The 13,231-nt window shown below is 42.9% G+C and carries 12 protein-coding genes; 11 read left to right on the top strand and 1 reads right to left on the bottom strand.

Features of this window, described 5'->3' with window-relative positions; genetic code table 11:
* Positions 1-77: 77 nt before the first annotated feature.
* The 3 genes from ADF75_RS03530 to ADF75_RS03520 are packed head-to-tail and all read left to right on the top strand — an operon-like array spanning position 78 to position 3,617.
* Complete coding sequence (locus ADF75_RS03530) at positions 78-1,610, top strand: ABC transporter ATP-binding protein (RefSeq protein ID WP_006596012.1); 1,533 nt, start codon at positions 78-80, stop codon at positions 1,608-1,610.
* Positions 1,603-2,658: an ABC transporter permease gene (locus ADF75_RS03525; RefSeq protein ID WP_048789155.1), complete on the top strand. Its 1,056-nt coding sequence runs from the start codon at positions 1,603-1,605 to the stop codon at positions 2,656-2,658. The genes ADF75_RS03530 and ADF75_RS03525 overlap by 8 nt, the downstream gene beginning before the upstream one ends.
* Before the next feature lie 2 nt (positions 2,659-2,660).
* Positions 2,661-3,617, top strand: a complete 957-nt coding sequence (locus tag ADF75_RS03520) for an ABC transporter permease (RefSeq protein WP_048789154.1) — start codon at positions 2,661-2,663, stop codon at positions 3,615-3,617.
* 58 nt (positions 3,618-3,675) lie between these two features.
* Here the strand turns inward: ADF75_RS03520 and ADF75_RS03515 are convergent, their stop codons facing one another.
* Positions 3,676-4,599 carry a polysaccharide deacetylase family protein gene (locus ADF75_RS03515; RefSeq protein WP_048789153.1) on the bottom strand — a complete coding sequence of 308 codons (924 nt, stop codon included), beginning with the start codon at positions 4,597-4,599 and terminating at the stop codon, positions 3,676-3,678.
* Positions 4,600-4,847: 248 nt separating this feature from the next.
* Here ADF75_RS03515 and ADF75_RS03510 point away from each other — a divergent pair, with 248 nt between their 5' ends.
* From ADF75_RS03510 to ADF75_RS03475, 8 genes are all read left to right on the top strand, one after another.
* On the top strand, positions 4,848-6,134 hold the full coding sequence (locus ADF75_RS03510; protein ID WP_048789152.1) for a homoserine dehydrogenase: 1,287 nt from the start codon (positions 4,848-4,850) through the stop codon (positions 6,132-6,134).
* Position 6,135: 1 nt separating this feature from the next.
* Entirely contained in the window at positions 6,136-7,011 is an 876-nt protein-coding gene (thrB, locus tag ADF75_RS03505; protein WP_048789151.1) for a homoserine kinase, read from the top strand.
* Between the two features lie 157 nt (positions 7,012-7,168).
* Positions 7,169-8,095, top strand: coding sequence for a hypothetical protein (locus tag ADF75_RS03500; protein WP_048687963.1), 927 nt, complete (start codon positions 7,169-7,171; stop codon positions 8,093-8,095).
* A 134-nt stretch (positions 8,096-8,229) separates the two neighbouring features.
* Positions 8,230-9,132: a UDP-N-acetylmuramate dehydrogenase gene (murB, locus tag ADF75_RS03495; protein WP_048789150.1), complete on the top strand. Its 903-nt coding sequence runs from the start codon at positions 8,230-8,232 to the stop codon at positions 9,130-9,132.
* Positions 9,133-9,338: 206 nt separating this feature from the next.
* Positions 9,339-10,496: an ABC transporter ATP-binding protein gene (locus ADF75_RS03490; RefSeq protein ID WP_048789149.1), complete on the top strand. Its 1,158-nt coding sequence runs from the start codon at positions 9,339-9,341 to the stop codon at positions 10,494-10,496.
* Complete coding sequence (locus tag ADF75_RS03485) at positions 10,477-11,283, top strand: ABC transporter permease (RefSeq protein ID WP_048687974.1); 807 nt, start codon at positions 10,477-10,479, stop codon at positions 11,281-11,283. Before ADF75_RS03490 ends, ADF75_RS03485 begins: the two co-directional genes overlap by 20 nt.
* Positions 11,280-12,053 (top strand): ABC transporter permease, encoded by a 774-nt coding sequence (locus tag ADF75_RS03480; RefSeq protein ID WP_048716861.1) that lies wholly within the window; start codon positions 11,280-11,282, stop codon positions 12,051-12,053. The genes ADF75_RS03485 and ADF75_RS03480 overlap by 4 nt, the downstream gene beginning before the upstream one ends.
* Positions 12,050-13,120, top strand: a complete 1,071-nt coding sequence (locus tag ADF75_RS03475) for an ABC transporter substrate-binding protein (RefSeq protein ID WP_048789148.1) — start codon at positions 12,050-12,052, stop codon at positions 13,118-13,120. Before ADF75_RS03480 ends, ADF75_RS03475 begins: the two co-directional genes overlap by 4 nt.
* Positions 13,121-13,231: the final 111 nt, after the last annotated feature.

Below are 13,231 nucleotides of genomic sequence, written 5' to 3'. Positions count from 1 at the left end.
TGTCTCAATAGAACTTACTAACTCGTTTAGCAGGTCCTACTGAAATAAAATATAGTTTTCTAGAAAGGAATATTCGAATGGCACACGAAAACGTCATTGAGATGCGTGAAATTACCAAAATCTTTGGTGAATTTGTCGCAAACGACAAAATCAACCTCGAATTGCGTAAAGGTGAAATTCATGCACTTCTTGGTGAAAATGGAGCTGGGAAATCAACCCTGATGAATATGTTGGCTGGTCTTTTGGAACCAACGAGCGGAGAAATTGTGGTCAATGGGAAGTCTGAAAAACTAGATTCTCCTTCTAAGGCTGCTTCTCTAGGAATCGGAATGGTTCACCAGCACTTCATGCTAGTAGAAGCTTTCACTGTTGCAGAAAATATCATTCTTGGTAGCGAAGTTACTAATAAAGGTGTATTAGATTTGAAAAAAGCTAATGCAGATATCCTTGAGTTGTCAGAACGCTACGGCTTGGCTGTGGATCCTACCGCAAAAGTTGAAGATATTTCTGTCGGTGCTCAACAACGTGTAGAAATCTTGAAGACGCTCTATCGCGGAGCTGATATTCTAATTTTCGACGAGCCTACTGCAGTGTTAACTCCTGCTGAAATTTTGGAGTTGATGGAAATCATGAAAACCCTTGTTAAAGAAGGGAAATCTATCATCCTTATCACTCACAAACTAGATGAAATTCGTGCCGTTGCAGACCGTGTCACAGTTATTCGTCGTGGTAAATCTATTCAAACTGTTGGTATCGAAGGTGCTACCAATAAAGATTTGGCAGAAATGATGGTTGGGCGCTCAGTTTCTTTCGTAACAGAAAAAGAAGAAGCACAGCCTAAAGAAGTGGTTCTTGCAATTTCTGACTTAGTCGTGAATGAAAACCGTGGTGTTCCTGCGGTCAAAGAGCTATCTCTTGATGTTCGCGCAGGTGAAATTGTCGGGATTGCAGGGATTGATGGGAACGGTCAGAGTGAATTGATTCAGGCTATTACCGGACTCCGTAAAGTCAAATCAGGTAGTATCAAAATTAAGGGACAAGAAGTTGTTGGCCTTTCCCCACGTAAGATTACTGAAATGAATGTCAGCCACGTGCCTGAAGATCGTCATCGTGATGGTCTAGTTCTCGAAATGATGCTTTCTGAAAACATCGCACTTCAAACTTACTACAAAGAACCACTTAGCAAAAATGGTGTTTTGAATTACAATCAAATTAATTCCTATGCCCGCAAGTTGATGGAAGAATTTGATGTTCGTGCAGCCAACGAGATTGTTCCAGCAAGTGCTCTATCAGGAGGAAATCAACAAAAAGCCATTATTGCTCGCGAAGTTGATCGGAATCCAGATTTGTTGATCGTTAGCCAACCGACACGTGGATTGGACGTTGGTGCGATTGAGTACATCCATAAACGTTTGATTGGTGAACGTGATAAAGGGAAAGCCGTCCTCGTAGTCAGCTTCGAATTAGATGAAATTCTAAATCTATCCGACCGGATTGCTGTTATTCATGATGGAAAAATCCAAGGTATTGTGAAGCCATCTGAGACCAACAAACAAGAGCTTGGTATTCTTATGGCTGGTGGAGAAATCAAGGAGGCTTCAAATGAATAAAAATACAAGACAAATTGCTATTCCTTTTATTTCTGTAATCCTAGGAATCATCCTCGGAGCCATTATCATGTGGATCTTTGGTTATGATGCTCTTTGGGGTTATGAAGAACTCTTCAAGACAGCTTTCGGTTCCATTAAAAATGTGGGTGAAATTTTCCGTACTATGGGGCCGCTGATTTTGATCGCTCTCGGATTTGCGGTAGCCAGTCGAGCTGGATTTTTCAATGTCGGCTTACCAGGACAAGCCTTGGCTGGTTGGATCGCGGCAGTATGGTTCGCTTTGTCCTTCCCAGATATTCCGCGTATCCTGATAATTCCTTTGACGGTCCTTGTGGCTGCAATTGCCGGTGGTCTCATTGGTTTAATTCCAGGACTTCTGCGAGCATTTTTGGGGACGAGTGAAGTCATCGTTACTATTATGATGAACTACATCGTACTGTTTGCTGGAAATGAAATTATCCGGAACTTCCCTAAAAAGTTCATGGTCGATTCTGAATCTAGTATCACAGTAGGAGCAAATGCAAGTTACCGCCTCGGGTTCTTGACAGAATTGACTAAGTCACGGATGAATATCGGTATCTTTATCGCCTTGATTGCTGTTGCAGTTATTTGGTTCATTATTAAGAAAACAACACTTGGTTTTGAAATCCGTTCCGTTGGTCTTAACCCGAATGCTTCAGACTATGCAGGGATGTCAGCTAAACGTACCATCATCCTTTCCATGGTGATTTCAGGTGCCCTTTGTGGGATTGGAGGAGCTGTAGAAGGGATTGGTACCTTCCAGAACGTTTATGTTCAAGCTGGTTCCTTGGCTGTTGGATTTAATGGGATGGCAGTGGCTCTCCTTGCTAGCAATTCCCCTATTGGGATTGTCTTTGCTGCCTTCTTGCTTGGAACCTTGCAAACAGGCGCGCCAGGTATGACCACAGCGACTATTCCACCAGAACTTGTCAATATTGTGACAGCTTCGATCATCTTCTTTGTAAGTGCTCACTATATTATCGAAAAATACATCAAGCCTAAAAAACAAATGAAAGGAGTAGAGTAAGGATGAATATTGTTGCTATACTAACGATTCTTGTATCGAATATGCTAGTCTATGCTGCTCCCCTCATTTTCACTAGTATCGGAGGTGCCTACTCCGAACATGCTGGTGTCGTTAATGTCGGTTTGGAAGGAATCATGGTTATGGGAGCTTTCACAGGAGTCGTGTTTAACTTGACTTTTGCTGGCTCTCTTGGAGGCATGACAATCTGGTTATCTCTCCTTGCAGGTGGTTTGGTTGGTCTTATTTTCTCTGCCATCCATGCGGTAGCGACTATTAACTTCCGTGCTGACCATGTGGTGAGTGGTACGGTATTGAACTTGTTGGCTCCTGCCTTAGCCGTCTTCTTGGTTAAAGCCATCTACGGAAAAGGTCAAACCAACAATATCGATTTGTCATTTGGTAAATTTGATTTTCCTTTCTTGTCTGATATTCCTGTCATTGGCGATATCTTCTTCAAGAATACTAGCTTAATGGGATATGTAGCGATTGCATTTTCATTTTTAGCATGGTTTATCATGTTTAAAACGAAATTTGGTCTTCGCCTTCGCTCAGTTGGTGAACATCCTCAAGCTGCGGATACTCTCGGTATCAATGTTTACCTCATGCGTTACTATGGTGTCCTCATCTCTGGATTCTTAGGAGGAGTTGGGGGTGCCTTGTATGCACAATCTGCTTCTGTCAATTTCTCTGCCACTACCATTGTGGGACCAGGATTTATCGCCCTAGCGGCAATGATCTTTGGTAAATGGAGCCCAATCGGTGCCATGCTATCCAGTCTATTCTTTGGACTCTCACAAGCCTTGGCGGTTGTATCTACGCAGATTCCTTTCCTTGCCCATATTCCTGGAGTATACCTCCGTATTGCTCCGTATGTGTTGACCATCATCGTCTTAGCAGCCTTCTTTGGTAAGTCGGTTGCACCGAAAGCAGATGGTGTGAACTACATCAAATCGAAATAAAAGCCTCCATTATGGAGAAAGAAAGCACGAGTCATTCGGACTCGTGCTTTTTACATGTTTATGGATAAGGTTGCATTTCGGCAAGTAGGTTTTCTGCTGTCGTAGTCGGTAAGATCCGCAGGCGTTTTAGTGAGTAGAGGCCATCGTCTAGACTGGCTAGTCCATTATTGGTCGTTAAGCCCATTTTGTAGCCATTGTTTTTTGCTAGTTCCATGGTGACATCAGAGTAGCGACCAGCAGGGTAGACAATGGTGGTAGTGGTTTGATGGAGTTTCCTATCTAGTACTTGTTTGGAATTTGCGAGTTCAGATTCCTGACGAGAGCTATCTGATTGAGCCAAGTCTGGGTGAGATACCGTATGACTTTCAAAGGTCATACCTTGCGCTTTCATTTCTTTGATCTGATCGAAGGTTAAAACACTGGGTCTTTCTTCGTCAGAAAAGGAAGTAATGATATTGTTGGTTGCGGTCATTTGGTATTTTTTTAGGAGAGGATAGACAATAGTATAAAAGTCTGCAATTCCATCATCAAAGGTCAACCAAACGACTTTTCCTCCTTCAGGCAGTTCATTTTTAGTGAGTGCGCGATAGGCTTCTTCAGGCGTCAAGGTGTAGTAACCGGCCTCTTTTAAGGCTTTAAGATGACTTTCAAAAGTTTCTGGTGCCACGATGAGATTGGCATTGGCTTCTTCAGACGGAGCCATCGTGTGAACAGCGTGGTACATGAGAATTGGAATTTTTACAGGTTGATCTTGTTTTACCCATTTAGTGGTGGAATCTTGCTGCTTCGTAGATTGGCTTGTATTTGTTTCTGCCTGACTCAAAGTCTGACTTGTATTTGTAACTTGCTTGTCAGCAACGGGAGTGCTAGGACCCCGTTTCAATAGGAGAAAGCTTAAAATGAAGATGCAGGATAGCAAAAAAGCATTTAAAACAAGTAGCAATCGTATTTTCTTTGGGACACGTCTTTTTCGGTGATTCATAGAGACCCCTTTCTAATTCATTATCATTATATCATAGGGGCAGGAAATCTCTTCAAAACAAAGTTACAAATGAATTAAAATTTTGGGAACTCTCCTTGACTTTTGAAAGACTGCCTTGCTAGTAGGTTTAGTGAGAAGATATAAATCTGAGAAAGTGGAGTTCTTGTAGAGGAAGAAGGCCATAGAACTAGTCAGAAGGGGCTAGTTTTTGATATAATAGACTATATTAGATTTTTAAGGAGACCAACATGTCTGTAAAAATTGCCTTACTAGGATTTGGGACGGTAGCAAGTGGTGTGCCGTTTCTATTAAAAGAAAATGGTGATAAGATCTTCCAAGCTGCTCAGTCTGAAATTGAAGTAGCTAAAGTTCTTGTCAAAGATGAAGAAGAGAAAGCCCGCTTATTAGCTGCTGGTCATGACTATAACTTTGTGACCAATGTTGATGAGATCATTGAAGACAAAGACATTGCCATCGTTGTTGAATTGATGGGTCGAATTGAGCCAGCTAAGACCTTTATTACACGTGCTCTTCAAGCTGGAAAACATGTCGTAACAGCTAATAAAGATTTGCTTGCAGTTCATGGAGCTGAGTTGATTGCGATTGCCAAGGAGCATGGCGTTGCCCTCTATTATGAAGCAGCAGTAGCTGGTGGAATTCCAATTCTTCGGACCTTGGTTAACTCTCTCGCTGCAGATAAGGTGACTCGTGTCCTCGGTGTGGTCAATGGAACCTCCAACTTTATGATGACCAAGATGGTCGAAGAGGGCTGGTCTTATGAAGATGCTTTAGCTAAGGCTCAAGAGTTGGGCTATGCGGAAAGTGACCCAACCAATGACGTAGATGGGATTGATGCAGCCTACAAAATGGTGATTTTGAGCCAATTTGCTTTTGGGATGAACGTCCAATTTGACCAAGTAGGTCATAAGGGGATCCGCAACATTACTCCTGAGGATGTTGCTGTGGCTCAAAGTTTAGGCTATGTAATCAAATTGGTGGGATCTATCGAAGAAACTCCTTCAGGTCTCTCAGCAGAAGTAACTCCAACCTTCTTACCAAAAGCACACCCACTAGCTGGCGTGAATGGTGTCATGAATGCCGTTTATGTGGAGTCTATCGGAATCGGGGAATCCATGTACTATGGTCCTGGTGCAGGTCAAAAACCAACAGCCACTAGTGTAGTCGCTGACATTATTCGCATTGTTCGTCGCCTCAATGAGGGAACAATTGGAAAAGCCTTTAACGAATACAGCCGTCCTGTGCAATTGGCTAAACCAGAAGATGTGAAGAGTGATTATTACTTCTCTATTCAAACTCCAGATATGAAGGGACAATTGCTCAAGTTGGCACAAATTTTCAACCAAGAAGATGTTTCCTTTAAGCAGGTTCTCCAAGCAGGTGCCAAAGATTCTGTGGCTCGTGTTGTGATTATCACTCACCAATTGAATCAAACACAATTGCACCACATCATTGAGAAAATTGATGCTGAAGCTGACTTTACCTTGTTGAATACCTTTAAAGTATTGGGAGAATAAGATGAGAATTACAGTACCAGCGACCAGTGCCAATGTCGGTCCAGGATTTGATTCTGTTGGAATCGCTGTTTCTAAGTATTTGACCATTGATGTGCTAGAAGCTCAAGAAAACTGGTGGATTGAACATGACTTGGGGGAGGAGATACCAAGCAATGAAGAGAATCTCTTGCTTCAAACTGCTCTCCAAGTTGCGCCAGATATGCCTCCTCATCGTCTCAAGATGACCAGTGAAGTGCCTTTGGCGCGTGGTTTGGGGTCATCCAGCTCTGTTATCGTAGCGGGGATTGAGTTGGCCAATCAACTGGGCAAATTATCCCTAAGTGATGAAGATAAACTAGAAATTGCGACAAAAATCGAAGGCCATCCAGATAACGTAGCGCCAGCCATTTTTGGAAATCTGGTCGTAGCGAGCTATGTGGATCAGCAGACCAATCATTTGGTCCTTCCCTTCCCTGAATGTGCTTTGGTAGCCTTTGTTCCGAATTACGAACTCAAGACCAGTGATAGCCGAAATGTCCTTCCAAGTGAGTGGACTTATAAGGAGGCTGTTGCAGCTAGTTCAATCGCAAACGTGGCCATTGCTGCCCTTGCTAAGGGAGACTTGAGAGTCGCAGGAAAAGCTATTGAAGCAGATCGCTTCCATGAACGCTACCGCCAACAGTTGGTTGCAGAGTTCCCTCAGGTGAAAGAAGTTGCACATCAACACGATGCTTATGCCACTTACCTTTCTGGTGCAGGTCCAACTATTATGACCTTGCTCCCTGTTGAACATGCAGAAGCCTTTGCCAAAGACTTAAAATCTAAGGGCTTAAATGGTCAGGTCTTTTCTTTAAATATTGACACAACTGGTGTGAAGGTAGAGAACAGCGAATCTTGATTTAATAAAAAAATGATTAGATGGGCTAAATTAGTCTATCTAATTTTATTTATCTATGATAAAATAGTTCTATAAATCATTTGTCTATCAAATTATTTTAGGATAATAAACAATTATTCGAAAGATAGATAGAATTGTAAAGGAGATTGTAATTCTAATGAAAGACTTTGAACGTCATCAACTTGCTACGGAACTTGGATTCCAGTATGATCCTGAAACATCATCTATTTATGGGGAAAACTCTGGCTATTTCTTCTTACTGAGAGAAACAGACACAAAAAATGTTTTTACCATTGCGCTTTCTGTGTCGCGTGATGATGCAGAAGAAGCAGCTGCTCAATTGCATCAAATGGTGAAAGACTCTTCTGTTTTGAAGAGCATTAGCCTCAACCAATATGTCACAACTTTCACTGCTAAAGCTGGAATGACTAAAGCAAAAACAATTGAAAACATTCGTCAAGCCTTAACAGAAATATTGCAATTCCTACAAACCAATGGATTCTACACTGTTTGTGGCTACTCTGGTGAAAAAGGACCGGTTGGTCTCTACCAAATCGATGACTCCCTCTTCTTGATGAACGAAGAATGCTTTAAAGAGTTAAGTACTCAACTAAAGATCGAAACCGATTCGTATAATAGTCAGAAAGAAAATGTTCTTATTGGAACAGTAGGAGCTTTTATTGGGGCCATTATTGGAGGGGCAGTAGCACTATTTATCGCTCGTATGGGCTATGTATCCTATATCGCTGGCCTGGTTCTGGGTGTCTGCGTTGTCAAAGGTTATGAGATCTTAGGAAAGAAATTTAGCAAAAAAGGTGCTGTGATCTCAACAGTTCTGATGTTGTTGACCATTGTATTAGTTCACCAATTTGACTATACTCTACATCTTATGAGTGAATATGAATTGAGCTTCGCTGATTCTTTTGATGCGGTTAACGCGACAGTCTTAAATGGGGATGCTCCACAAGAATATTTCATTAACTTCCTCTTGCTGGCTGTATTTACGGGTATTGGAGCATGGGGAGCGATTAGCTCAGCCTTGTCTACTCAAAAATCACGTGGCATTGCACGTAAGATTGGCTAATTAAATTAACAATTGTTTAAAAAAATTAAAACAGAATCGGTCCTTTGGCTGCTTCTGTTTTTTTACTTCTGAGTCGAAAAGTTGGCTGGTTTTTGTTATAATGGATAAGATAACGTATAGAAGAGAGTTGTGAGATGGAAATCCTAAAGCAAATCAAAGAGGAGTTGGCTGGTATTGATATTTTGTTCAATGAGCCACTCAAACAATATACCTATACCAAGGTTGGAGGAGCGGCAGATTATTTAGCCTTCCCTCGCAATCAATATGAATTAAAACGAATTGTCACCTTTGCTAATGCTCAGGAAATTCCTTGGATGGTCTTGGGGAATTCTTCCAATATTATCGTCCGTGACGGTGGGATTGAAGGTTTTGTGATCATGTTTGATCATTTCCATGACATCCGGGTCAATGGCTATGTGATTGAAGCAGAGGCAGGAGCTAAGCTCATCGATGTGACTCATGTAGCCCGCTACCATAGCTTAACAGGCTTTGAATTTGCTTGTGGGATTCCAGGTAGCATCGGTGGAGCAGTCTATATGAATGCTGGCGCCTATGGTGGTGAGATTGCCCATATTCTCCAATCGTGTAAGGTCTTGACGCCAGAAGGAGAAATTAAAACCTTAACAGTAGAAGAATTAGCTTTTGGCTATCGCCATTCCAAGATCCAAGAGACTGGTGACGTGGTGATTTCGGCTAAGTTTGCCTTAGCACCTGGCAATTATGATCAGATCGATCAAGAAATGGCTCGCTTGACGCATTTGAGAGAGATGAAACAACCCCTGGAATACCCGTCTTGTGGCTCTGTCTTTAAGCGTCCGGTCGGGCACTTTGCGGGACAGTTGATCAGTGAAGCTGGACTGAAAGGGCATCGAATTGGTGGTGTGGAGGTTTCTGAAAAGCATGCTGGCTTTATGATTAACGTCGATCATGGTACTGCCAAAGATTATGAAGACTTGATTGCCCATGTCATCGCGACAGTTGAAAAATCAGCTGGGGTGACCTTGGAGCGCGAAGTCCGTATTATTGGGAAAGATTAACGGTTCGAGATGGAATAGGGGCTACTCTAGGGTAGACCCGTCCTACTTTAGAAGGGGGGTGAGTGCCTATCGATACCGAAAATAGGTGGGGCAGTCTTATAAGTCCCCGAGAGGTGTTGGTGGTCTGACGGGTTCGCTCGTCAGCCTATGAGACTAGTTGGTTGGTCTCAGAAGGAAACGCATGAAAAAGAAGGAATTTATGTGAATTGAAAAAACCAATTATTGAGTTTAGAAATGTCTCAAAAGTATTTGAAGACAGTGATACAGTGGTTCTCAAAGACATCAACTTTGAGTTGGAAGAAGGGAAATTCTATACCCTCCTCGGTGCTTCAGGTTCTGGTAAATCAACGATTCTGAACATCATTGCTGGTTTGTTAGACGCTTCGACAGGAGATGTCCTCTTGGATGGTGTTCGGATCAATGATGTACCGACCAATAAACGGGACGTCCATACCGTCTTCCAATCCTATGCCCTTTTCCCACATATGAATGTGTTTGAGAATGTTGCTTTCCCTCTCCGTTTGAAGAAAGTTGACAAGTCTGAAATCGAGAGACGAGTAACAGAAGTCCTCAAGATGGTGCAATTGGGAGGCTTTGAGAAACGGTCCATCCAGAAACTTTCTGGTGGTCAACGCCAGCGGGTAGCCATTGCACGGGCTATTATCAATGAACCGCGAGTAGTCCTCTTGGATGAGCCCTTGTCTGCCCTTGACTTGAAGTTACGGACTGACATGCAGTATGAGCTCCGTGAATTGCAACAACGCTTGGGTATTACCTTTGTTTTTGTAACCCACGACCAGGAAGAAGCGCTAGCGATGAGTGACTGGATCTTTGTCATGAACGAAGGAGAAATCGTCCAGTCAGGGACGCCAGTCGATATCTACGATGAGCCCATTAACCATTTTGTTGCGACCTTTATCGGTGAGTCCAACATCCTTCCAGGGATCATGATTGAAGACTACTTAGTAGAGTTTAATGGTAAACGTTTTGAGTCAGTCGATGGAGGGATGAGACCAAACGAACCGGTCGAAGTCGTGATTCGTCCCGAAGACTTGCAGATTACACTGCCTGAAGAAGGCAAGCTCCAGGTGAAAGTAGATACCCAACTGTTCCGTGGGGTTCACTATGAGATCATCGCCTATGATGAATTGGGCAATGAGTGGATGATCCACTCAACCCGTAAGGCTATCGTAGGAGAGGAAATCGGTCTGGACTTTGAGCCAGAAGATATCCACGTCATGCGTCTCAATGAAACGGAAGAAGAGTTTGATGCTCGGATCGAAGAGTACGTCGAAGTGGAAGAGCAAGAAGCTGGATTGATCAATGCCATCGAGGAGGAAAGAGATGAAGAAAACAACCTCTAACCTCTTTGTGGTTCCCTACTTTCTCTGGATCCTCCTCTTTGTCTTGGCTCCTGTAGTTTTGATTATTTGGCAATCCTTTGTCAATGTCCAGGGACAGGGTTCCTTAGAGAACTACCAAACCTTTTTTACAGCGCAGAATTGGACCTACCTCAAGATGAGTTTTAACTCCATTCTCTATGCTGGAATCGTCACCTTTGTGACGCTCTTGATTTCTTATCCGACAGCTTATTTTTTGACCCAGCTCAAGCATCGCCAACTCTGGCTCATGCTGATTGTCCTTCCAACCTGGGTCAACCTCTTGCTCAAGGCTTATGCCTTTATCGGGATCTTTGGTCAAGGGGGATCTATTAACCAATTCTTAAGTTTCATCGGAATTGGTCCGCAACAGATCCTTTTTACGGACTTTTCTTTCATCTTTGTTGCTAGTTACATTGAGTTGCCTTTTATGATCCTTCCAATCTTCAATGTCTTGGATGATTTGGATCCAAACCTCATCAATGCTAGCTATGACCTAGGAGCTAACAAGTGGGATACCTTCCGTCGAGTTGTCTTCCCACTGTCTATGAACGGGGTTCGCTCCGGTGTCCAGTCAGTCTTTATTCCAAGTTTGAGTCTCTTCATGTTGACGCGCTTGATTGGAGGAAACCGAGTTATTACCCTAGGGACTGCCATCGAGCAGCACTTCCTTACGACGCAAAACTGGGGAATGGGATCCACCATTGGGGTGGTCTTGATCCTTGCTATGCTCTTAGTCATGTGGGTAACGAGAGAAAGGAGTGAACGATGAAAAAGATTTCACGTATCTATTTAGGATTGATTTTCTTGCTCCTTTATCTACCAATCTTTTACTTAATTGCCTATGCCTTTAATGCTGGCGGGGATATGAATGCTTTTACAGGCTTTACCTTGGAGCATTTCCAAAGTCTCTTTGAGGATACGCGTCTCATGTTGATCCTCTCACAGACCTTCCTCTTGGCCTTCTTGTCAGCCTTGATTGCGACCATTATTGGGACCTTTGGGGCAATCTACATTTACCAGTCTAAGAAGAAGTTTGAAGGACCATTTTTGTCCGTCAATAATATCCTTATGGTGGCACCTGACGTTATGATTGGGGCTAGCTTCCTGATCCTCTTTACGACCATCAAGTTCCAGCTGGGCTTTGCTTCTGTCTTGATGAGTCACGTGGCCTTTTCTATTCCAATCGTGGTCTTGATGGTCTTGCCGCGCTTGAAGGAAATGAACCGTGATATGGTCAATGCGGCCTATGACCTAGGAGCTACTCAGGTACAGATGTTGAAGGAGATTATGCTTCCTTATTTGACACCTGCCATCATTGCTGGTTACTTTATGGCCTTTACCTATTCCTTGGATGACTTTGCGGTGACCTTCTTTGTTACAGGGAATGGGTTTACGACCTTGTCTGTTGAGATCTACTCACGGGCTCGTCAAGGGATTTCATTGAATATCAATGCCCTTTCTGCCTTGGTCTTCCTCTTCAGTATCTTACTGGTGGTCGGCTATTACTTCATCACTAGAGAGAAGGAGGAGACAGTATGAAAAAACTCTATTCATTCTTGCTAGGGATTGTCGTGGTCATCCTTGTTTTAGCAGGGTTAAGTGCCCGTCTTGAAGCCAAGACCAATCCAAAAGACAGTGACAAGCTGGTCATCTACAACTGGGGAGACTATATCGATCCAGAATTGCTTAAGGAATTTACCAAGGAGACAGGCATTCAAGTCCAATACAATACCTTTGATTCCAATGAAGCCATGTACACCAAGATCAAGCAAGGGGGAACAGCTTACGATATAGCGATTCCAAGTGAATACATGATCGCCAAGATGATGGACGAGAATCTGCTTGAAAAATTAGATAAGTCTAAACTGAAAGGCTTAGACAATATCGACCCACGCTTCTTGAACCTGGATTTTGATCCGGACAATCAGTACTCAGTTCCTTACTTCTGGGGGACCCTTGGTATCATATACAACACCAAGATGGTCGACAAGGCTCCAGAACACTGGGCTGATCTATGGAGACCAGAGTACAAGAATGACATTATGATGTACGATGGGGCGCGTGAGGTCATGGGGATTGGGCTCAATAGCTTAGGCTACAGCCTCAACTCCAAGGATCCTCAGCAATTGCAAGAGTCTGTCGATAAGCTTTATACCTTGATGCCTAATATCAAGGCCCTTGTAGCCGATGAAATGAAAGGATACATGATCCAGAACAATGCGGCTATTGGGGTGACCTTCTCTGGTGAAGCTCGTCAAATGCTGGATGCCAATGAGGACCTTCGTTACGTCGTCCCATCAGAAGCCAGCAATCTTTGGTTTGATAATATTGTCATTCCAAAGACCGTGAAGAATAAAGAAGCAGCTTATGCCTTTATCAACTTCATGCTTCGCCCAGAGAATGCATATAAGAATGCTCTCTATGTCAGTTATTCCACACCGAACAAAGAAGCTAAGAAGATGCTACCAAAAGAGGTCCAAGAGGACCAGGCCTTCTACCCAAGTGATGACACGCTAAAGAACTTAGAAGTCTATGAACAACTTGGGAAGAAGTGGTTGGGTGTCTATAACGACCTCTACCTACAAGTGAAGATGTATCGGAAGTAGGATAAAATTCTACAAAAGCTAAAGCAAGTTTTTACCGGTAAAAACCGGATTAAAACTTGCTTTTTTGTGTGAAAAGAAGAAAATTATTATAGGAAAAATTTTGAAATTTTT

This window comes from Streptococcus sp. 1171_SSPC (genome assembly GCF_001069335.1).
GTDB classification, from domain to species: domain Bacteria; phylum Bacillota; class Bacilli; order Lactobacillales; family Streptococcaceae; genus Streptococcus; species Streptococcus xiaochunlingii.
The sequence above is the reverse complement of the archived record's forward strand: the minus strand, read 5'-3'. Positions and strand labels throughout refer to the sequence as shown.